Source organism: Bradyrhizobium sp. UFLA05-153, assembly GCF_054185185.1.
Window position 1 is genome coordinate 1 of record NZ_JBBIAM010000051.1, and the last position, 22192, is coordinate 22192.

Genomic DNA, 22192 nt, shown 5'->3' on the forward strand with positions numbered 1-22192 from the left:
GGCGTACACGTCGCTGCATTGATTGCTGACTAAAGTCTCTCGTCCCTACCACGTATCCGCTCTTGATCCTCATGGTGAGGAGGCGCGTAGCGCCGTCTCGAACCATGTAGGCCCACGCTGAGGCAACTCGGCCTCGATCCTTCGAGACGCTTGCTGCGTAAGCTCCTCAGGATGAGGGGAGAAAATCTTTGGCGAGGAGAGAAAGTGCGTCGGCAGAAATGCCCCCACACAACAAAAAAGGACCAACTCGCGTTGGTCCTCCTTCGTGCGAACAGGCCCGATCCCGACGACCCCGGGGGGCTGGGGGCTGAGGAATCCGGAACCGAAAGGACCGGGCCAACGCACACGAATCTTTTCGCAGTGCAGGGCGGCAGGCGCTAGGCGGAAAAGCGGCGAGACTATGATTCCTGCTAACGATCCCGTGACGGTATGTCGCGAGGGAGTTCCACAGCCAGGAGGTGTGTTTGCGGTGCGATGTGCAGCCGGGCGGTTGGGGCGCCCCTTGCGGCCGACAGCGGTTGGCGCAATCATGCAACTGTCATGATCCGCGGACGGGAACGGTTTCGCGACCGCCGGTCATGCGTCAACGCGACAGGAGGCGCTGCCCATGGGTCTGATGTCGGAGGATACCGATCCGAGCGAGCAGCGCGCAGTGGCGCGTAGCGCCGCTGCGAGTTCCCAACCGAGCCGGGTGACGTTCAACCGGCTCGAATTGCATCGCATCCTCAACCTCTATGGCCGCATGGTCGCCGACGGCGAGTGGCGGGACTATGCCATCGACTTCCTGAAAGACCGCGCCGTATTCTCGGTCTATCGCCGCGCCTCCGAAGTGCCGCTTTACCGTATCGAGAAAGATCCGCGGCTCGCGCGCAAGCAGGGCATGTACAGCGTGATCTCGGCGACCGGCCTGATCCTGCGCCGCGGCCATGAGCTCGAGCGCGTGCTGCTGGTGATCGATCGGAAGCTGGCGGTGGTGTAGCCGCACAAACGGTGCCGTAGGGTGGGCAAAGGCGCACCGCGCCGTGCCCACCATCTTTCCGGGATTGAAATAGAAGTGGTGGGCACGCTTCCGCTTTGCCCACCCTACGACAGCTGAAGCCCCTCGGCGTTGAATGCTTGCTACGACGGCTATCTATCCGTCGGCACCGTGCGCCCGCCTTCACCGAGGTCGCGCTGCATCATCACCGTATCCAGCCAGCGGCCGAACTTCAGGCCGACATTGGGGTGCGTGCCGATCATGTTGAAGCCGGCGCTGGTGTGCACGCCGATCGAGCCGGCATTGGCGGAGTCGCCGATCACGGCGATCATCTGGCGGAAGCCGCGCGCCTCGCATTCGACGATCAGCCGCTGCAACAGCGCCGAGCCGATGCCGCGGCGATGGAACGACGGCTCGAGATAGATCGAGTTCTCGACCGTGAAGCGATAGGCCGGCCGCGGCCGGTAGGCGCCGGCATAGGCGTAGCCGGCAATGCGGCCATCGAGCACGGCGACGAAATAGGGGTAGCCGCCATCCGTCAGCGCCGTGTAGCGGCGCGTCATCTCGGCGAGGTCGGGCGGTTCGAGTTCGAAGGTCGCCGTGCCGCGGCGCACGGCGTGCTCGTAGATGGCGGTAATGGCGGGAAGGTCGGCCTCGGTTGTGGGCCTGATTTCAGGTGCGGACATGGGGGCGAGATTAGAAGCTTCGTCCGGCGGCGGAAAGAGGCATTGGCGCTTCCACATAGTCATTGCGAGCGCAGCGAAGCAATCCAGAAGTGCATCCATGGAGGGACTCTGGATTGCTTCGTCGCTGCGCTCCTCGCAATGACGGTGCTTGTGGGAACGCCAACCTCACAAACAAAAACCCCGGCCTTGCGGCCGGGGCTCGTGTCATTCTCTCGGATCAGAACCTAGTCGCGCTGGCCGAGCAGCTGCAGCAGCAGCGTGAACAGGTTGATGAAGTTCAAATACAGCGACAGCGCACCGGTGATCGCCGCGCGTTCGGCAATGTCACCGCCGGCCGAGGCGTAGCCGTAGATGTAGTCGTTCTTCAGCCGCTGGGTATCCCAGGCGGTGAGGCCAGCGAACACCAGCACGCCGCCCACCGACACGATGAACTGCAGCGCCGAGCTCGCCAGGAACAGATTGACGAGGCTTGCGATGATGATGCCGATCAGGCCCATGAACAGGAACGATCCCATCCCGGTCATGTCACGCTTGGTGGTGTAGCCGTAGAGGCTCAGCGCGCCGAAGGTGGCCGCGGTGATGAAGAAGACCCGAACGATCGAGGTGTGCGTGAACACCAGGAAGATCGAGGACAGCGAGATGCCCATCAGCGCCGAGAACACCCAGAACAGGATCTGGGCGGTCGAGGGGGCCAGGCGGTTGATGCCGGCCGAGATCACGAACACCATGGCGAGCGGCGCCAGGATGAACAGCCATTTCAGCGGGCTCACGAACATCGCGTAGCCGAACGGCGTCAGGAACTGGCTGCCGATCTTGGCGGCGGCCCCCGAGGGGTCGCTGGTCACGGCCGCCATGTAGACACCGAGTGCGGCGAGGCCGGTGATGGCCAGGCCGATGCTCATGTAATTGTAGATGCGCAGCATGTATGCGCGCAGGCCGGCATCGACCGTCGCGGCGTCGACACGCCCGGCGGCCCTGCCGAAAGGAGAAGCGTAGTTGCGGTCTAGGTCCGACATGGTCGAATTCCCATTGGTTGGCCGGCCGGCACAAGGGCTGATGCCGCCCGGGTCGTCAAAATTCTATCCCGGATACCCTTGCCTGCCGACATTAATTTTGGCTAACAATCGGGGATCCGGACCCACTCGACATGTGGGAAACTAACACATTTGCTGCAAGCGTCCACGCGCGGCCGAATGTCGCCATGGACGCGCAATCTGACGCGCGGGCGTGGTTAACCCGGAAAATCCGGGAGATTGGGGTTGCCGCGCCGCCGCCCGCTTCAATTTGTCACAAATTCCGCAACACGGTGGCGGGCTTTTGGTTCAACGCCAGCAGCGTGCCGGCGAGCCCAAGCCCGACCGTGACGACGAGCGCGGAGACGACCACGCCGGCCGCGCTGCCGGCCTGCCAGACGAAGCTCAGCGTCATCAGCCGGGTCACGATCATCCAGGCCGCGATGCTGCCGGCGATGACGCCGAACACGGCGGTGGCGAGCCCGATCAGGAGATATTCGAGCGCATAGGCGCCGAGCAGCCGCAGCCGCGTGGCGCCCAACGTCTTCAGGATCACGGCGTCATAGACCCGGTGGCGATGGCCGGCGGCGAGTGCGCCGCCCAGCACAAGGATCGCGGAGATCAACGTCACCGCGCTGGCGCCGCGGATCGCGAGCGTGAGATTGGTGACGACCGAGCCGACCGTCTCCATGACCTCGCGGACCCGCACGCTCGTCACCATCGGATAGGCATCGGCGACCTCTTTGATGATCTTGCCGTCGCCGGCCGCATCGCCGCCCTGTTCGGTCAGCGTCGCGATGTGGGTATGCGGCGCGCCCTTGAAGGCATTGGGCGAGAACACCAGAACGAAATTGATGCCGAGCCCCTGCCAGTCGATGTTGCGCAAATTGCTGATTTTCGCCGGGATATCGCGGCCGAGCACGTTGACGACGACTTCGTCGCCGAGCTTGAGCCCGAGCCCGTCGGCGATTTTCTTCTCCATCGAGACCAGCGGTGGGCCGGAATAATCGGCGCTCCACCATTCGCCCTCGACCACCTTGGAGCCCTTCGGCAGCTCGCTGGTATAGGTCAGGCCGCGGTCGCTTTGCAGCACCCATTCGGCGTCGGTCGCGGGCTTCAGGTCCTCGGCCTTGACGCCGCGCGCGGCGACGATGCGGCCGCGCAGCATCGGCACGTCCTCAACTTTCGCCCCCGGCGCGATCTGGCGCAGATAGCCGTCGAACTGCTCGGCCTGCACGCTCGGGATGTCGATGAAGTAGAACGATGGCGCCCGGTCCGGCAGCGCCGCGAGAAACTGCCGGCGCAGATTGCCGTCGATCTGGGTGATGGTGACGAGGACGGCGAGTCCCAGCCCCAGCGACAGCACCACGGACGGCGTCAGCGCGCCGGGACGGTGGATGTTGGCGATCGCAAGCCGCAGCATCGGCAGCCGCGTGCGCGGCAATCGCCGCGCGATCGTCATCAAGAGCCCCGCAATGCCGCGCAGCACCGCAAACACCACGATGGACGAGAGCACGAACACCGTGGCGATGCGCTTGTCGAACGATAGCCCGATCACGACCGCGACGAGTAGCGCGACCACCACGGCCATGAAGGCGAGATAGCGCCAGCGCGGCCGGTGCCATTCGGCGCTGATCGTGTCGCGAAACAGCGCGGCCACCGGTACGTCATGGACGCGCCCGAGCGGCCACAGGCCAAAGGCGAGTGCGGTGAGCAGGCCATAGATGAAGGAGAGCGCCAGCTCGTCGGCATGCACGGCCGGGATCACCGGCAGCGGTAACAGCTTTCCGAACAGGCCGACGATGGCGAAGGGGAGGGCTGCGCCAAGCGCGAGCCCGATCACCGAGCCGATCCCGGCGAGCAGGATGACCTGCGCGAGATAGATGCCGAACACGTCGCGTCCGGTGGCGCCGACGGCCTTGAACGCCGCGATGACCTCGAGCCGGCGGTCGATATGGCTCTTCACGGCATTGGCGACGCCAACGCCTCCGACCAAAAGCGCGGCGAGGCCGACCAGCGTCAGGAACTGGGTAAAGCGGCTGATATTGCGCTCGAGCTGAGGCGATGCATTGGAGCGGCTGCGGATCTCCCAGCCGGCCTGCGGTGCCGCGTTGCGGGCGTCGCTGATGAATGCCTCGGTCGCGCGCTCGCTGTTGGCGCTGTCAGGCAGCTTGACGCGATAGACCCAGCGCACCAGGCTGCCCGGCTGGATCAGGCCGGTGGCGCGCAAGGCTTCCTCGCTGATCAGGAAACGGGGGCCGAAGCCGATGCCGCCGGCAAGCTTGTCGGGCTCGGCCTCGACCGCGCTGCGGATCTGGAAGGTCGCGTTACCGATGGTGACGCGGTCGCCGATCCTGAGGGAAAGCCGCGCCAGCAGCGTCGGATCCGCGGCGGCACCGAACGCGCCGTCGCGCTCCGCGAGAAGATCGGACAGTGGCAATTGCGGCGTCAGCGTCAACTGGCCGAGCATCGGGTAATTGCCGTCGACCGCCTTCATCTCGACCAGCGCGAGCTTGCCGTCGGCCGCGCGCGCCATGCCGCGCAGCGTCGCGGCGATCGACACCGTGCCGCGCGAACGCAGGAAAGCGATCTCCTCAGGCTTTGCCTCGCGCTGGAACAGCACGAACGAGGCGTCGCCGCCGAGCAGCGTGCGGCCTTCACGCGCCAGGCCCTCGCTGAGGCTGGCCGCGACCGAGCCGACACCGGCAATCGCCATCACGCCGAGCGCGATGCAGGCGATGAAGACGTAGAAGCCGCGCAGGCCTCCGCGCAGTTCGCGCAACGCATAGCGCAGCGACAGCGCGGCCGCGCCGTGTCGCGCGAACGGTTCAGTGGCGACGCTCATGGCTGGGAATACTGCGTATCGATGCGCCCGGAGCGCAGGCGGATCACGCGGTCGCAGCGATGCGCAAGCGAGGAATCATGGGTCACCAGCACCAGCGTCATGCCGCGCTCGGCATGCTTGCCGAAGATGAGATCGACGATCTGCTTTCCCGTCGCTTCGTCGAGATTGCCGGTGGGCTCGTCGGCGACCAGGATCGCAGGGTCCGGCGCCAGCGCACGGGCGAGCGCGACACGCTGCTGCTCGCCGCCCGAGAGTTGCGAGGGATAGTGATGCAGGCGATCGCCGAGCCCGACCGATTGCAGCTCTTGCGCGGCGCGCTTGGCCGCATCCGGATTGCCGGCGAGCTCGAGCGGCACCGCGACGTTCTCCAGCGCCGTCATGGTCGGGATCAAGTGAAAGGACTGGAAGACGATGCCGACCTCGCGGCCGCGGAAGCGGGCGAGTGCGTCCTCGTCGAGGGCATTGAAAGGCGTGCCGCTCACCACCACCTCTCCGCTATCAGGACGCTCCAACCCCGCCATCACCATCAGCAGCGTGGATTTGCCCGACCCTGACGGGCCGATCAGGCCGATAGCTTCACTACGGCCGACCCGAAGGCTGATATCCTTGAGAATGTGAACGCGTGCCGCGCCCGTGCCCAGTGAGAGATTGACGTTGGAAATGGAGATGGTGTCCGGCGTCGTGCCGGCCAGCGAAGAGGATTCGATGCGACTGTCCATGGTCCGGTCATATGGCAACTCCGCGCACCCGGTCGAGAGGCGTTACGGATTCTTCATGCACATAGCCGTGTTGATGGTCGCCTTGATGACAGGGATTGCCGGCGCCGGCGCGCAGGCCAAGCCGCCGGTCAAGCTGGTCGTGCTCGGCGATTCCTTGAGCGCCGGCCTCGGCCTTCAGGGCCAGGACGCATTTCCCATGAAGCTCCAAAAAGCCTTGCAGGACAAAGGTATAGCCGTCGACATGATCAATGCCGGGGTGTCCGGCGACACCTCTTCCGGTGGCCGGGACCGGCTCGACTGGTCGGTGCCGGAGGGAACCGAGGGCGTGATCGTCGAGCTCGGCGCCAACGATGCGCTGCGCGGGCTCGACCCCGACGTCACGCGCGCCGCGCTCAGCGACATCGTGGCGCGCCTGAAGGCGCGCGGCGTTGCGGTGATGCTGTGCGGCATGCTGGCGCCGCCGAACTACGGCGGCGACTATGCCGCGCGCTTCAATTCGATTTATCCGGATCTGGCGAAAAAATTCGACGTGCCGCTCTATCCGTTCTTCCTCGATGGCGTTGCGGCCGACGCCAAGCTCAACCAGGCCGACGGCATTCATCCCACCGCTGCGGGCGTCGACATCATCGTCAAGAACATGATGCCTGCCGTGGAGGCATTCCTTGGCACGATAAGCGGGCAACGACGTTGAAAAGCGGGCAATACTAACCCTAATACCCAGGGTTTTCCCGGAGTGGTCCGCGCTACGCTTCGCAGAGTCACATAACTGCGATAGGAATCAGGTTACCGGTGATTCGTCGCCGGCTCTAATTTGGACATGGGCCTTTTCAAGGCGCATGTCCAAGCATCGGGAGTGCTCAACGATGCCACGCTTGTTTACTGGTCTGGAAATTCCGGCCGAGGTCGGTCAGACACTTTCCAACTTGCGGGGCGGCCTTCCCGGCGCCCGCTGGATCGATCCCGAAAATTATCACGTCACCTTGCGCTTCATCGGCGATATCGACGGCGCCTCCGCCAACGAGATCGCCTCGCTGCTGTTTCGCGTCAACCGCAAACCGTTCGAGGTGAAGGTGCAGGGGCTCACGAGCTTCGGCGGCCGCAAGCCGCGCGCAGTCGTCGCCGCCATCGAGCCGAGCCGGCCCTTGATCGAATTGCAGGCCGAGCTCGAGCGGATGATGCAGCGCATCGGCCTCGATCCGGAAGGGCGCAAGTTCATTCCGCATGTCACGCTGGCGCGGCTGCACGATGCCTCGGACCAGGACGTCGCCGATTATCTCTCGCTGCGCGGTTACTTCCCGAGCAAGGTGTTCACGGCCGAACGTTTTGTCCTGTTCTCCTCGCGCGCATCAACCGGTGGCGGACCCTACGTCGTCGAGGATTCCTACGATCTCTGTGCGTAGGTTGGTTCTCGGGCCTCGGACGCAGCGCAGCGCTTGCGCGCTGCAGCGCGTCCGGGACACGAAATCCGCATACCCCTTTTCCTAATTCTCGGCTTGCATTTTCGGCCGGTCTCTGGCGGTAAGGGGGCCATGCTCTCCACCCCCAATTCATCGTTCCGAAGCGAATACCAGGCGCTGGTCTCGTCCGGCGCGATCGAGCCGGATGCGGCCCAGGCCGAGGTCGCGGAGGCCTATGCGGCGCTGGACCAGCGGCTTGCGAGCTACAAGCCGCAGCGCAAGCAGGGGCTGCTCGGCCGATTGTTCGGTGGCGGCGACAAGGACGATGCGCCGCGCGGGCTCTACATCCACGGCGAGGTCGGGCGCGGCAAGACCATGCTGATGGACCTGTTCTTTCAGCACTCTTCCGTCGCGCACAAGCAGCGCGCGCATTTCCATGAATTCATGGCCGAGGTGCACGAACGTATCTACGGCTATCGCCAGAACATCGCGCGCGGCGAAATCGCCGACGGCGATGTCATCGCGCTGACGGCGAACGCGATCTTCGATGAGGGCTGGCTGCTCTGCTTCGACGAATTCCACGTCACCGACATCGCGGATGCGATGATCCTGGGCCGCCTGTTCGCGAAACTGTTCGAACTCGGCACGGTGGTGGTGGCGACGTCGAACGTCGCGCCCGACGATCTCTACAAGGGCGGACTCAATCGCGCGCTGTTCCTTCCCTTCATCGCGCAGATCAACGATCACATGGACGTGCTGCGGCTCGATGCGCGCACCGATTTCCGGCTGGAAAAACTTCAGGGCGTGAAGATGTGGCTGGTGCCGGCCGATGCCGACGCCGATGCCGCGCTCGATCGCGCTTGGGCGAAGATGACCGGTCACGCCAAATGCAAGTCGCGCGATATTTCGATCAAGGGCCGCATCCTGCACGTGCCGTGCTCGGCGCACGGCGTGGCGCGGTTCTCGTTCGCAGATCTCTGCGAGAAGCCGCTCGGCGCATCCGACTACTTGCGGCTCGCGCACGACTATCACACCATCCTGGTCGACCATATTCCAGTGATGGAGTTCGCTGAGCGTAACGCCGCCAAGCGCTTCATCACGCTGATCGACACACTCTATGACAATGCTGTGAAGCTGATGGCTTCGGCCGAAGCCAATCCGGTGTCGCTGTACCTGGCGAACGAAGGCAACGAGGCCAACGAGTTCAAGCGCACGTCCTCGCGCCTGATCGAGATGAGCTCGGAATCCTACCTGGCGCAGCCGCACGGCCGCAAGGATTCCACCGCCAGTGGCTCCACCAAGGGCCTGGTGGAGACTTAAGTCCTATCTCCCAACACCGTCATTTCCGGGACGCGCGTCAGCGCGAACCCGAAAATCCTGCGCCACAACTTCGAGATTCCGGGTTCGCCCGCGCAATGGCGCCGGCGCCCCGGAATGACAGCGTTATCGTTACGCGCCCCAATTCTCGGCAAGCCCGACAATTGGGCATTGGGCGACTTGAACGGGGGAAGCGAAAGGGATAACCACCCGTCTCAGTTTTCCCCTCCTTACGTGTCTAAAGGACAGGTTCACATGGCGCGCGACAAGATTGCTTTGATTGGCTCCGGTCAGATCGGCGGAACGTTGGCTCATCTCATCGGCCTGAAAGAACTCGGCGACGTGGTGATGTTCGACATCGCCGAGGGCGTGCCGCAGGGCAAGGCGCTCGACATCGCGCAGTCCTCGCCGGTCGACGGTTTTGACGCGCGCTATTCCGGCGCGAACTCCTACGAGGCGCTCGACAACGCCAAGGTCTGCATCGTCACCGCCGGCGTGCCGCGCAAACCCGGCATGAGCCGCGACGACCTCCTCTCCATCAACCTCAAGGTCATGGAGCAGGTCGGTGCCGGCATCAAGAAATACGCCCCCGACGCCTTCGTCATCTGCATCACCAACCCGCTCGACGCGATGGTCTGGGCGCTGCAGAAGGCGAGCGGCCTGCCGCACAAGAAGGTCGTCGGCATGGCCGGCGTGCTGGATTCGGCGCGCTTCCGCTACTTCCTGGCCGATGAGTTCAACGTCTCGGTCGAGGACGTCACCGCCTTCGTGCTCGGCGGCCACGGCGACACCATGGTGCCGCTGGTGAAGTACTCCACCGTCGCCGGCATCCCGCTGCCCGACCTCGTCAAGATGGGCTGGACCTCGCAGGCGCGCCTCGACGAGATCGTCGACCGCACCCGCAACGGCGGCGCCGAGATCGTCAACCTGCTGAAGACCGGCTCGGCCTTCTATGCGCCGGCGGCGTCCGCGATCGCGATGGCCGAGAGCTATCTGAAGGACAAGAAGCGCGTGCTGCCTTGCGCTGCGTACCTGAACGGCGAATACGGCGTGAAGGACATGTATGTCGGCGTGCCCGTCGTTATCGGCTCGAAGGGCGTCGAGCGCGTGGTCGAGATCGAGCTCGCCGGCAAGGACCGCGAGGCTTTCGACAAGTCGGTCGGCGCGGTGTCCGGCCTGGTCGACGCCTGCAAGAAGATCGCGCCCGACCTTCTGGGCCGCTGATCGGGAAAAATCTCGCCGAGGATCGGACCCGATCCTCGGCGCTTTCATGTCCGGGACCCCGGTCGGGCGGGTTTCCGGGGCCGGCAGTCCAGATTCCAAAAGATTCCGGGTTGCAGTTGTTCTGGTATATGGTATGCCAGACCGAAATTAGAGGTGAACCCCCGAGGTCACCACGCGCGGGTTCAGGGAGCGACCAGATGAATATCCATGAGTACCAGGCCAAGGCGCTTTTGAATGAGTTCGGCGTGCCGATCTCCAAGGGCGTTCCGGTCCTGAAGGCGGCCGACGCGGAAGCGGCGGCAAAGGCTCTCCCGGGCCCGGTCTGGGTGGTGAAGAGCCAGATCCATGCCGGCGGCCGCGGCAAGGGCAAGTTCAAGGAAGCCAGTGCCGGCGACAAGGGCGGCGTCCGCATCGCCAAGTCGGCCACTGAAGTTGCCGAATTCGCCAAGCAGATGCTCGGCGCCACGCTCGTGACCGTGCAGACGGGACCTGCCGGCAAGCAGGTCAACCGCCTCTACATCGAGGACGGCTCCGACATCGACAAGGAGTTCTATCTCTCGATCCTGGTCGACCGCGAGACCTCGCGCGTGTCGTTCGTGGTGTCGACCGAAGGCGGCGTCAACATCGAGGACGTCGCGCACAACACGCCCGAGAAGATCGTCACCTTCTCGGTTGATCCGGCGACCGGCATCATGGGCCATCACGGCCGTACCGTCGCCAAGGCGCTGAACCTGTCCGGCGATCTCGCCAAGCAGGCCGAAAAGCTCACCGCGCAGCTCTTTGCCGCCTTCGTCGCCAAGGACATGTCGATGCTGGAGATCAACCCGCTGGTCGTGACCAAGCAGGGCCAGCTCCGCGTGCTCGACGCCAAGGTCTCCTTCGACGACAACGCGCTGTTCCGTCACCCCGAAGTGCTCGCGCTGCGCGACGAGACCGAAGAGGACGCCAAGGAGATCGAGGCCTCGAAATACGATCTCAACTACGTCACCCTCGACGGCAATATCGGCTGCATGGTCAACGGCGCCGGCCTTGCCATGGCGACCATGGACATCATCAAGCTCTACGGCATGGCGCCGGCCAACTTCCTCGACGTCGGCGGCAGCGCCAGCAAGGAAAAGGTCGCCGCCGCTTTCAAGATCATCACCGCCGACCCGAACGTGAAGGGCATTCTGGTCAACATCTTCGGTGGTATCATGAAGTGTGACGTGATCGCCGAGGGTGTCACGGCTGCAGTGCGCGAAGTCGGCCTCAGCGTCCCGCTGGTGGTCCGCCTCGAAGGCACCAATGTCGAGCTCGGCAAGAAGATCATCCGTGAATCAGGCCTGAACGTCGTGCCGGCCGATAATCTCGATGACGCCGCGCAGAAGATCGTGAAGGCCGTCAAGGGAGGCTAGGCCATGCCCCAGGACCATCTCGCTCAATCATCTCCGCTGCTGGAGCACGCGCGTCTCGCCGCGTTCGCCGGTGAATGGAATGGCGAGGAGATGGTCTACCCGTCGCGCTGGAATCCCGGCGGGCCGGCGACTTCGCGCACGGTGGCGCGCATGGATCTCAACGGCTTCTATCTGATCCAGGACGTGGTCCAGATGCGCGACGGCAAGGAGATATTCGCCACCCACGGCATCTTCACGTACGACCGCGACGACCGGACCTACAAATTGTTCTGGTACGACTCGCTCGGCTACACGCCGCCCTCGCCCGCCTCCGGCGGCTGGGTCGGCAAGACCCTGACGCTGGTGCGCGGCTCGCTGCGCGGCAATGCGCGCCACATCTACGAGATCATCGACGACAATTCCTATTCGTTGAAGATCCAGTTCTCGCCGGACGCGGAAGGCTGGGCCGACGTGCTCACCGGCGTCTATCGTCGCATCCACTAAAGTTAGTTCGCGAAAGCAGACCTCATGTCCATCCTGATTGACAAGAACACCAAGGTCATCTGCCAGGGCTTTACCGGCAAGAACGGCACGTTCCATTCCGAGGCCGCGATTGCCTACGGCACCAAGATGGTCGGCGGCACCTCGCCGGGCAAAGGCGGCGCGACGCATCTGGGCCTGCCGGTGTTCGACACCGTGCGCGAGGCGCGTGAGAAGACCGGCGCCGACGCGTCGGTGATCTACGTGCCGCCCCCGGGCGCGGCGGACGCGATCTGCGAAGCGATCGATGCCGAAGTTCCGCTGATCGTCTGCATCACCGAGGGCATTCCGGTCATCGACATGGTCCGCGTCAAGCGCTCCCTGGCCGGCTCCAAGTCGCGCCTGATCGGGCCGAACTGCCCGGGCGTCATGACCGCCGGCGAGTGCAAGATCGGCATCATGCCCGCCAACATCTTCAAGACCGGCAGCGTCGGCATCGTCTCCCGCTCCGGCACCCTGACCTATGAAGCCGTGTTCCAGACCTCCCAGGAAGGGCTCGGCCAGACCACCGCGGTCGGCATCGGCGGCGACCCGGTCAAGGGAACCGAGTTCATCGACGTCCTGGAGATGCTGCTGGCCGACCCCAAGACCGAGTCGATCATCATGATCGGGGAGATCGGCGGTTCCGCCGAGGAGGACGCCGCCCAGTTCCTCAAGGACGAGGCCAAGCGCGGTCGCAAGAAGCCGATGGTCGGTTTCATCGCCGGTGTCACCGCACCTCCAGGCCGCCGCATGGGTCATGCCGGCGCGATCATCTCGGGCGGCAAGGGCGACGCCGGTTCCAAGACCGAAGCGATGAAATCGGCCGGTATTGTCGTCTCTCCGTCGCCCGCACGGCTCGGACATACCCTTGCCGAAAAGTTGAAAGGCTAATTCAGTTCTTGGTGCTTTTCCGGGCGCAAGTTCGCAACAGATAGGGTAAACGGTGCCTGATACGCCGATCCGCTGCCGGAGGATCGGGGTCAGCGCCGTTTTCATTTGCGCGAACCGAAATCGCTGGGAAATCAAGAATGTCTCGCCAGGACGCGAACGCAGCCTTTGCCCTCTCATCCTTTTTGCAGGGCACCAACGCCACCTACATCGACGAAATCTACGCCCGTTACGAGAAAGACCCCTCCTCGGTTGACGCCGAGTGGCAGGAGTTCTTCCAGAGCCTGAAGGACCAGCCGGCCGACGTCCGCAAGAACGCGGAAGGGCCGTCCTGGGCCCGGGATAACTGGCCGGTCACGCCCCAGGACGAGCTCACCTCGGCGCTCGACGGCAACTGGGCCCAGGTCGAGAAGGCGGTCGGCACCAAGATCGCCGCCAAGGCGCAGGCCAAGGGCGCCGATCTCTCCTCCGCCGACGTGCTCCAGGCCACCCGCGATTCGGTGCGCGCCCTGATGCTGATCCGCGCCTACCGCATGCGCGGCCATTTCCACGCCAAGCTCGATCCGCTCGGCATCGAGGCGCCGCGCAACCGCGAGGAGCTCGACCCCCGCACCTACGGCTTCAGCGAGGCCGACTTTGACCGCAAGATCTTCCTCGATCACGTGCTCGGCCTCGAATACGGCAACCTGCGCGAGATCGTGGCGATCTGCGAGCGCACCTACTGCCAGACGCTCGGCGTCGAGTTCATGCACATCAGCAACGCGGCGCAGAAGGCCTGGATCCAGGAGCGCATCGAAGGTCCTGACAAGGAGATCTCCTTCACCCCAGAAGGCCGCCGTGCCATCCTGACGAAGCTGGTCGAAGCCGAGGGCTTCGAAAAATTCTGCGACACCAAGTTCACCGGCACCAAGCGCTTCGGCCTCGACGGCGGTGAATCGCTGATCCCCGCGCTGGAGCAAATCATCAAGCGCGGCGGCAATCTCGGCGTGAAGGAAATCGTCGTGGGCATGCCGCATCGCGGCCGCCTCAACGTGCTGACCCAGGTGATGGGCAAGGCGCACCGCGCGCTGTTCCACGAATTCAAGGGTGGCTCGGCCAACCCCGACGCGGTCGAAGGCTCGGGCGACGTCAAATATCACCTCGGCGCCTCGTCGGATCGCGAGTTCGACAGCAACCGCATCCATCTGTCGCTGACCGCGAACCCCTCGCATCTGGAGATCGTCGATCCGGTGGTGCTCGGCAAGGTCCGCGCCAAGCAGGACCAGCATGGCGACCCACCGGACATGCGCATCTCGGTGCTGCCGCTCCTGATGCATGGCGACGCCGCCTTCGCCGGCCAGGGCGTGGTCGCGGAATGCTTCAGCCTTTCCGACCTGAAGGGCTACCGCACCGGCGGCTCGCTGCATTTCATCGTCAACAACCAGATCGGCTTCACCACCTATCCGCGCTATTCGCGCTCCTCGCCCTATCCGTCTGATGTGGCGAAGATGATCGACGCGCCGATCTTCCACGTCAACGGCGACGATCCGGAGGCCGTGGTGTTCGCCGCCAAGGTCGCGATCGAGTTCCGGCAGAAGTTCCACAAGCCGGTCGTCATCGACATGTGGTGCTATCGCCGCTTCGGCCACAATGAGGGCGACGAGCCGGCATTCACCCAACCGGTGATGTACAAGCGCATCGCGGCACATCCGTCGGCGCTGACGCTCTACGCCAAGCGCCTGATCGCCGAGGGCGTGGTCACCGAAGGCGAGGTCGACAAGCTGAAGGCCGACTGGCGCGCGCGGCTCGATGCCGAGTTCGAGGCCGGCACCAGCTACAAGCCGAACAAGGCCGACTGGCTCGACGGCAAATGGGCCGGCTTCAAGATCGCCGACCAGGAAGAGGACGCCCGCCGCGGCGTCACCGGCGTCGATACCTCCATCCTCAAGGACATCGGCCGCAAGATCACCAAGGTGCCCGACGGTTTCCGCGTTCACCGCACCATCCAGCGCTTCCTCGACAACCGCGCCAAGGCGATCGACAACGGCGTCGGCATCGACTGGGCGACCGGCGAGGCGTTGGCGTTCTGCTCGCTGCTGGAGGAAGGTCGTTATGTCCGCCTGTCCGGCCAGGACTGCGAGCGCGGCACCTTCTCGCAGCGCCATTCGGTGCTGATCGACCAGGAAGACGAGAGCCGCTACACGCCGTTCAACCATCTCGGCGTTGAGCAGGGACACTACGAGGTCATCAACTCGCTGCTCTCGGAAGAGGCGGTGCTCGGCTTCGAATACGGCTACTCGCTGGCCGAGCCGAATGCGCTGGCGCTGTGGGAGGCACAGTTCGGCGACTTCGCCAACGGCGCGCAGGTGCTGTTCGACCAGTTCATCTCCTCGGGCGAGCGCAAATGGCTGCGCATGTCCGGCCTCGTCTGCCTGTTGCCGCATGGCTACGAGGGACAGGGACCGGAGCACTCCTCGGCGCGCCTCGAGCGCTACTTGCAGATGTGCGCCGAAGACAACATGCAGGTGGTCTATCCGACCACGCCGGCGAACTACTTCCACGTGCTGCGCCGCCAGCTCCATCGCGAGATCCGCAAGCCGCTGATCCTGATGACGCCGAAGTCGCTGCTGCGGCACAAGCGTGCGGTGTCGCGGCTCGACGAGCTCGCCAAGGGCACGACGTTCCACCGCATCCTCTATGATGACGCCCAGATGCTGCCGAGCGAGGCCACCAAGCTGGTGCCGGACGAGAAGATCCGCCGCATCGTGCTGTGCTCGGGCAAGGTCTATTACGACCTCTACGAGGAGCGCGAGAAGCGCGGCATCGACGACATCTACCTGATGCGCGTCGAGCAGCTCTATCCGGTGCCGCTGAAAGCGCTGGTCGCGGAGCTCGCGCGCTTCAAGAAGGCCGAGGTGATCTGGTGCCAGGAGGAGCCGCGCAACATGGGTGCGTGGCACTTCATCGAGCCCTATCTCGAATGGGTGCTCAACCAGGTGAACGGCGTAAGCCGGCGTCCGCGTTATGTCGGCCGCGCCGCCTCCGCCGCAACCGCGACCGGCCTGATGTCCAAGCACCAGGCGCAGCTCAAGGCGTTCCTGGACGAGGCTCTGAGCTAGATTTTTTGAACTGCGTCATGCCCCGCTTCAAGCGGGGCATCCAGTCCGCCGCGTCGTCCGTACGTGCGAGCGTCGCGGCAGGCTGGATCGTTTGTTTACGCTGGCGATGACAACCGAATTCATGACCGCACAAGCGATCTTTTAGGGAAAAGACCATGACTGAAATTCGTGTGCCGACGCTCGGCGAATCCGTCACCGAGGCCACCATCGGCCGCTGGTTCAAGAAGGCCGGCGATCCCGTCGCCGTCGACGAGCCCTTGGTGGAGCTCGAGACCGACAAGGTCACCATCGAAGTGCCGGCGCCCTCGGCCGGCACGCTCAGCGAGATCATCGCCGCTGACGGTGCGACGGTTGCAGTCGGCGCGCTGCTCGGACAGATCACGGATGGCGCCGGCGCCGCCAAGCCGGCTGCCGCTCCCGCCAGGCCTGCCGCCGCGCCGGCTTCGGCTCCTGCACCCGCCGCGCCCAAGGCGGCGCCCGCCGATGCGCCGCTCGCCCCGTCGGTGCGAAAGCTCTCGGCCGAGACCGGCATCGATGCCTCGACCGTTCCGGGCTCCGGCAAGGACGGCCGCGTCACCAAGGGCGACATGCTCGCCGCGATCGAGCGCGCCGCCTCCGCGCCGACCCCGGTCAACCAGCCGGCCGCGGCCGTGCAGGTGCGCAGCCCCTCGCCGGCCGACGATGCCGCGCGCGAGGAGCGCGTCAAGATGACCCGCCTGCGCCAGACCATCGCGCGGCGTCTCAAGGATGTACAGAACACGGCTGCGATGCTGACGACCTTCAACGAGGTCGACATGACCAACGTCATGGCGCTGCGCGCGCACTACAAGGACGTGTTCGAGAAGAAGCACGGCTCCAAGCTCGGCTTCATGGGCTTCTTCACCAAGGCGGTCGTGCAGGCGCTGAAGGACATCCCGGCGGTCAACGCCGAGATCGACGGCACCGACCTGATCTACAAGAACTACTACCACATCGGCGTCGCCGTCGGCACCGACAAGGGACTTGTCGTGCCCGTCGTCCGCGACTGCGATCAGAAGTCGATCGCCGACATCGAGAAGGGCATCGCCGATTTCGGCCGCCGTGCGCGCGACGGCCAGCTCAAGATCGAGGAGATGCAGGGCGGCACCTTCACCATCACCAATGGTGGCATCTACGGCTCGCTGATGTCGACGCCGATCCTGAACGCGCCACAGTCCGGCATCCTCGGCATGCACAAGATCCAGGAGCGGCCGATGGTGATCGGCGGCAAGGTCGAGGTCCGCCCGATGATGTATCTGGCGCTGTCCTACGATCACCGCGTGATCGACGGCAAGGAAGCCGTGACGTTCCTGGTCCGTGTCAAGGAGAGCCTGGAAGATCCGGCGCGGCTGGTCCTGGACCTCTGATACCCAAAGTCTTGAAAGCGCCGTCGCCTGCACGGGCGACGGCGTGCGCGAAAAGATGGAGGCGAGCATGACGGACAAGGTTGCGATCATCACCGGCGGCAGCCGCGGCATCGGCCGCGCCACCGCGCTCGCAGCGGCGGCGCGCGGTTTTCGCGTGGTCGTGGGCTATGCCAGCAACAAGAAGGCCGCCGACGAGGTCGTCGCCGCGATCGAAGCCAGGAACGGCAAGGCCATCGCGGTGAAGTGCGACGTCGCCGAGGAAAGCGATATCTTCGCGCTGTTCAAAGCGGCCGACAAGTTCGGTACCCTCGGCGCGCTCGTCAACAATGGCGGCATTGTCGGCAAGAGCGGCGTGCGCGTCGACGAGATGTCGGCCGAACGCATCCAGCGCGTCATGGCGGTCAACGTCACCGGCTCCATCCTCTGCGCACGCGAGGCGGTGAAGCGGATGTCGACCAAGCATGGCGGCAAGGGCGGCGTGATCGTCAATCTGTCGTCCGTCGCCGCCAAGCTCGGCTCGCCCAACACTTATGTCGACTATGCCGCCTCCAAGGGCGCGATCGATTCCTTTACCATCGGCCTCGGCTACGAGGTCGCCGGCGAAGGCATTCGCGTCGCGGGCATCCGCCCGGGCCTGATCGACACCGAAATCCACGCCGCCGGCGGCGAGCCCGATCGCGCCCATCGTCTGGCCCATTTGGTGCCGATGAAGCGCGTCGGCACCGCCGAGGAAATCGCCAATGCCATCGTCTGGCTGATGTCGGACGATGCCTCCTACGTCACCTCAGCCATTCTCGATGTGTCCGGCGGACGCTGACACATCCTTTCACGCTAAACCTACGGGACTTCCTCTCATGGCTACCTACGATCTCGTCGTCATCGGCACCGGACCGGGCGGTTATGTCTGCGCGGTGCGCGCAAGCCAGCTCGGCATGAAAGTCGCCGTGGTGGAAAAGAACGCCAGCCTCGGCGGCACCTGCCTCAATGTCGGCTGCATGCCCTCGAAGGCGCTGCTGCACGCCTCCGAAATGTTCGAGGAAGCCGCGCACTCCTTCGCCAAGATGGGCGTCTCGATCTCGGCGCCGAAACTCGATCTGCCCGCGATGATGAACTTCAAGCAGCAGGGCATCGATGGCAACGTCAAGGGCGTCGAGTTCCTGATGAAGAAGAACAAGATCGACGTGCTCAAGGGCAGCGGCAAGATTCTGGGCACCGGCAAGGTCGAGGTCTCCGCGGACGGCAAGTCGCAAGTCATCGAGACCAAGAACATCGTGATCGCCACCGGCTCGGACATCGCACGGCTGAAGGGCATCGAGATCGACGAGAAGCGCATCGTGTCGTCGACCGGCGCGCTCTCGCTGGAGAAGGCGCCGGGCAGGTTGCTGGTCATCGGTGCCGGCGTGATCGGGCTTGAGCTTGGCTCGGTGTGGCGCAGGCTCGGGTCCGAGGTCATGGTCGTTGAATTCCTCGATCGCATCCTGCCGGGCATGGACGGCGAAGTCGCACGGCAATTTCAACGCATCCTGGAAAAGCAGGGATTCGCGTTCAAGCTGGGCTCGAAGGTCACCGGTGTCGAATCGAACGGCAAGGCACTGCTCGCGAAGATCGAGCCGGCCGCCGGCGGTGCGGCTGAGACCATCGAGGCTGACGTCGTGCTGGTCTGCATCGGCCGCGTGCCCTACACCGATGGTCTCGGGCTGAAGGAGGCCGGCGTTGCGCTGGACAATCGCGGCCGTGTACAGATCGATGCCCACTTCGCGACCACCCTGAAGGGCGTCTATGCCATCGGCGATGTCGTCGCTGGCCCAATGCTCGCGCACAAGGCGGAGGACGAGGGCGTCGCGGTGGCGGAAATTCTCGCCGGCCAGGCCGGTCACGTGAACTACGACGTAATCCCAGGTGTGGTGTATACCACGCCGGAAGTGTCCTCCGTCGGCAAGACCGAGGAAGAGCTGAAGCAGGCGGGCGTGGCCTACACAGTCGGGAAGTTTCCCTTTACCGCCAACGGCCGCTCCAAGGTCAACCAGACCACTGACGGCTTTGTGAAAATTCTCGCAGATGCGAAGACCGATCGCGTGCTTGGCGTGCACATTGTCGGCCGTGAAGCCGGCGAAATGATCCACGAGGCGTGTGTGCTGATGGAGTTTGGGGGCAGCGCGGAAGATCTCGCCCGCACCTGCCATGCGCATCCGACCCGCTCGGAGGCCGTCAAGGAGGCCGCGCTTGCAGTCGGCAAGCGGGCCATCCATATGTAGGCGACGCGCCGAGCCGAATCGGGCGGGAAACACATGCTGCGCCGCCTTCTTCAACCGGTCTGGGTCCTGCTGGCGATCATCTTTTTGATCGAAGCCTGGCTGTGGGACCATCTCGAGCCGATCGTGGCGCGTGTCGTTGCCGCGATCCCGCTCGCGCAGTTCAAGCAATGGCTGACCGAACGCGTCGATGCGCTGTCGCCGGCGATGACGCTGATCGTCTTCGTCGTGCCGATCATCCCGCTGTTTCCGCTCAAGCTGGTCGGGCTCTGGCTGCTCACCCACGAATACTGGATGAGCGCGGTGTTCACGATCCTGTTCGCCAAACTGCTCGGCGTCGGCGTCACCGCCTTCGTGTTCGACGTGACGCGCGACAAGCTGCTGGAGATGGCGTGGTTCGAGCGGCTCTATGATTTCGTGATGATGATCCGCGCCAAATCGACGGCGCTGGTCGAGCCGATCAAGCTGCGCATCAAGAATGCCCTTACCGGCAATGGCGAGGGATGGTCCTCTCGGGCACTCCGTCTGATCCAGCGCTTCCGCAAGAGCGTGCACGAGGCACGCTGATTGTTTTCCAGCAATGAACGTTGCGTAGCCCGGATGAGCGAAGCGAAATCCGGGGGCTTGTCGTTGCGGCTTCCCGGATATCGCTTCGCTCATCCGGCTACGAGCCCTTCGAATCCGCGCTTACACCCCATTCCGTCATTGCGAGCGCAGCGAAGCAATCCAGACCGTCTCCGCGGAAAGAGTCTGGATTGCTTCGTCGCTCCGCTCCTCGCAATGACGTTGGGGGCGAGAGGCAGGCAAGCCGCGCGCTACCCGTGCAGATGCAGCAGATGCGGCCACCACAGGCCGAGTGCGGTCATCACCATGCCGGCGAGCGTCAGGAGGCCGCCGACATAGGCGAGCGCAATGATGCCGGTGATGATGGTGGCCGAAGCCAGCACGATGCCGATCTGGAAGGCGGCCGAGGCCAGCTCGAAGTGATGGTATTTTGCGGTCGCCTCGTCGCGCTCGTGCTCGGCATGTTTTGCTTTTTCGGCGAGCTGTTCGGTGCCCTCGCCGGTCTCCGGCTCGGAACGATAACGCGCCGCGGTCTTCTGCCAGTCCTCGATCTGCTTCTGGATGGCCGCCTTGATGGCGTCGTCGGCGGCCGAGCCTAGCGTGAGCTTGCCCTGCTCGGCTGCGGTCTGCACCACGGTGCGGCGGACGCTCTTGGCCTGGAAGAACGCCCAGAGATTGGCGGCCTCGACGTTCTTGCTGATCGCCTCGGTCTGCGCACCCTTGCCGAGCGTCTCCGAGATCGCAAGGAACAGCGCCAGCACCGCGATCAGAAGGGCGATCTTCTTGTTCTCGCCGGATGCGTGCTCGGCATGCTCCGCGTGCTCCATGCTTTCGTGTGCGCTCATAATATCCCTCCTGCCTCGGTTCCCCACGATTGACCGAACCGCGGGCGCCGCGCAAGAGGCAAGCAAGTTGTGACGTCAGTGTGTCAGCGTCGCGGATGCGCGCTGGCGTAGACTTCGAGCAGCCGTTCGGAATCGATGCCGGTATAGACCTGCGTGGTCGACAGCGAGGAATGGCCGAGCAATTCCTGGATCGCGCGCAGGTCGCCGCCGCGCGACAGAAGATGCGTGGCAAAGGAATGCCGCAGCGCGTGCGGCGTGGCGCTGTCGGGCAGGCCAAGTGCGCCGCGCAGCCGCTCCATCGCGAGCTGGATGATGCGCGGGCTCAAGGGACCGCCGCGCGCGCCGACGAAGACCGGGCCTTCGGCCAGCAACGGATGCGGGCACATCGCGACATATTCGGCGACCAGTGCCAGCACGTTTTGCAGCACCGGCACCATGCGCGTCTTATTGCCCTTGCCGGTGACGACGAGCACGTCGCCTTCACCGGGGCGCGGCACGTCGCGCCGCTTTAGTCCCAAGGCTTCCGAGATGCGCAGGCCCGAGCCGTAGAGCAGGGCCATCACGGCGGCGTCGCGCACCAGGATCCAGGTCTCGCGCTCTTCGCCGGCGCGCTCGTCGGCGTCGGCGAGGCGCTTGGCGGATGCCATCGGCAGCGGCTTTGGCAGGCTCTTGGCCACCTTTGGGGCGCGAATGGCAGAGAGCGCGCCGACCTTGCCCTTGCCCTCGCGCTCAAGGAAGCGGCCGAACGAGCGCAGGCCCGCAAGTGCGCGCATCAAGGAGCGGCCGGCGACGTCGTCGGCGCGGCGCATCGCCATGAAGGCTCTGATGTCGCTGGCCTCGAGCGCGGCGAAGCGCTTGAGCGTCACGCGCTCGCCCCAATGGGTGCAGAGGAAATCCAGGCACTGCCTAAGGTCGCGGGCATAGGCTTCCAGCGTCTTCGGCGACAGCCGCCGCTCGGCGCCGAGATGCGACAGCCAGCGCATCATCTCCTGCGCGATCGACGGATCGGCGCTGGCGAGCTCGATTGGTGGGGCGGCCGCTTTGCTCATGCGCTGTGGACGTGGTGATTCCGCACAGTATATCGCATC

19 protein-coding genes are annotated in these 22192 nt (G+C 64.6%); 13 read left to right on the top strand and 6 right to left on the bottom strand.

Annotation, left to right across the window (positions count from 1 at the left end):
* Positions 1-607: 607 nt before the first annotated feature.
* On the top strand, positions 608-979 hold the full coding sequence (locus tag Q2941_RS27060; RefSeq protein ID WP_027523537.1) for a DUF2794 domain-containing protein: 372 nt from the start codon (positions 608-610) through the stop codon (positions 977-979).
* Positions 980-1128: 149 nt separating this feature from the next.
* Here the strand turns inward: Q2941_RS27060 and Q2941_RS27065 are convergent, their stop codons facing one another.
* The 4 genes from Q2941_RS27065 to Q2941_RS27080 all read right to left on the bottom strand — a co-directional run bounded on the left by Q2941_RS27065 (position 1129) and on the right by Q2941_RS27080 (position 6239).
* Positions 1129-1662 carry a GNAT family N-acetyltransferase gene (locus tag Q2941_RS27065; protein ID WP_458194273.1) on the bottom strand — a complete coding sequence of 178 codons (534 nt, stop codon included), beginning with the start codon at positions 1660-1662 and terminating at the stop codon, positions 1129-1131.
* Between the two features lie 224 nt (positions 1663-1886).
* Complete coding sequence (locus tag Q2941_RS27070; RefSeq protein ID WP_027523539.1) at positions 1887-2678, bottom strand: Bax inhibitor-1/YccA family protein; 792 nt, start codon at positions 2676-2678, stop codon at positions 1887-1889.
* A 271-nt stretch (positions 2679-2949) separates the two neighbouring features.
* Complete coding sequence (locus Q2941_RS27075; RefSeq protein ID WP_254109487.1) at positions 2950-5520, bottom strand: ABC transporter permease; 2571 nt, start codon at positions 5518-5520, stop codon at positions 2950-2952.
* A complete protein-coding gene (locus tag Q2941_RS27080) occupies positions 5517-6239 on the bottom strand; it encodes an ABC transporter ATP-binding protein (protein WP_027523541.1) in 723 nt (240 codons plus the stop codon). Before Q2941_RS27080 ends, Q2941_RS27075 begins: the two co-directional genes overlap by 4 nt.
* A 55-nt stretch (positions 6240-6294) precedes the next feature.
* On the opposite strand from Q2941_RS27080, the gene Q2941_RS27085 reads away from it, so the two are divergent.
* The 12 genes from Q2941_RS27085 to Q2941_RS27140 all read left to right on the top strand — a co-directional run bounded on the left by Q2941_RS27085 (position 6295) and on the right by Q2941_RS27140 (position 20262).
* On the top strand, positions 6295-6930 hold the full coding sequence (locus Q2941_RS27085) for an arylesterase (RefSeq protein ID WP_254113526.1): 636 nt from the start codon (positions 6295-6297) through the stop codon (positions 6928-6930).
* A gap of 172 nt (positions 6931-7102) precedes the next feature.
* Positions 7103-7639 carry an RNA 2',3'-cyclic phosphodiesterase gene (thpR, locus tag Q2941_RS27090; protein WP_027523543.1) on the top strand — a complete coding sequence of 179 codons (537 nt, stop codon included), beginning with the start codon at positions 7103-7105 and terminating at the stop codon, positions 7637-7639.
* A 129-nt stretch (positions 7640-7768) separates the two neighbouring features.
* Positions 7769-8956: a cell division protein ZapE gene (gene zapE / locus Q2941_RS27095; protein ID WP_027523544.1), complete on the top strand. Its 1188-nt coding sequence runs from the start codon at positions 7769-7771 to the stop codon at positions 8954-8956.
* Positions 8957-9208: 252 nt separating this feature from the next.
* The gene (gene mdh, locus Q2941_RS27100) at positions 9209-10177 is read left to right on the top strand and encodes a malate dehydrogenase (RefSeq protein ID WP_254109485.1); all 969 of its coding nucleotides are present in this window, start codon (positions 9209-9211) and stop codon (positions 10175-10177) included.
* A 197-nt stretch (positions 10178-10374) separates the two neighbouring features.
* Positions 10375-11571: an ADP-forming succinate--CoA ligase subunit beta gene (gene sucC, locus Q2941_RS27105; protein ID WP_458194256.1), complete on the top strand. Its 1197-nt coding sequence runs from the start codon at positions 10375-10377 to the stop codon at positions 11569-11571.
* 3 nt (positions 11572-11574) lie between these two features.
* Positions 11575-12054, top strand: coding sequence for a DUF1579 family protein (locus tag Q2941_RS27110; RefSeq protein WP_027523547.1), 480 nt, complete (start codon positions 11575-11577; stop codon positions 12052-12054).
* Positions 12055-12078: 24 nt separating this feature from the next.
* Positions 12079-12963, top strand: a complete 885-nt coding sequence (gene sucD, locus Q2941_RS27115) for a succinate--CoA ligase subunit alpha (protein ID WP_458194257.1) — start codon at positions 12079-12081, stop codon at positions 12961-12963.
* A gap of 137 nt (positions 12964-13100) precedes the next feature.
* Entirely contained in the window at positions 13101-16058 is a 2958-nt protein-coding gene (locus tag Q2941_RS27120) for a 2-oxoglutarate dehydrogenase E1 component (RefSeq protein WP_458194258.1), read from the top strand.
* Between the two features lie 155 nt (positions 16059-16213).
* On the top strand, positions 16214-17443 hold the full coding sequence (gene odhB, locus Q2941_RS27125) for a 2-oxoglutarate dehydrogenase complex dihydrolipoyllysine-residue succinyltransferase (protein WP_027523550.1): 1230 nt from the start codon (positions 16214-16216) through the stop codon (positions 17441-17443).
* Between the two features lie 67 nt (positions 17444-17510).
* Positions 17511-18260 carry an SDR family oxidoreductase gene (locus Q2941_RS27130; RefSeq protein WP_458194259.1) on the top strand — a complete coding sequence of 250 codons (750 nt, stop codon included), beginning with the start codon at positions 17511-17513 and terminating at the stop codon, positions 18258-18260.
* A gap of 37 nt (positions 18261-18297) precedes the next feature.
* On the top strand, positions 18298-19698 hold the full coding sequence (gene lpdA, locus Q2941_RS27135; protein WP_027523552.1) for a dihydrolipoyl dehydrogenase: 1401 nt from the start codon (positions 18298-18300) through the stop codon (positions 19696-19698).
* 33 nt (positions 19699-19731) lie between these two features.
* Positions 19732-20262 (top strand): hypothetical protein, encoded by a 531-nt coding sequence (locus tag Q2941_RS27140; RefSeq protein WP_027523553.1) that lies wholly within the window; start codon positions 19732-19734, stop codon positions 20260-20262.
* Positions 20263-20510: 248 nt separating this feature from the next.
* Here the strand turns inward: Q2941_RS27140 and Q2941_RS27145 are convergent, their stop codons facing one another.
* On the bottom strand, positions 20511-21104 hold the full coding sequence (locus Q2941_RS27145) for a DUF4337 domain-containing protein (protein WP_027523554.1): 594 nt from the start codon (positions 21102-21104) through the stop codon (positions 20511-20513).
* Between the two features lie 83 nt (positions 21105-21187).
* Positions 21188-22153, bottom strand: coding sequence for a tyrosine recombinase XerC (locus Q2941_RS27150; protein WP_027523555.1), 966 nt, complete (start codon positions 22151-22153; stop codon positions 21188-21190).
* Positions 22154-22192 lie beyond the last annotated feature (39 nt).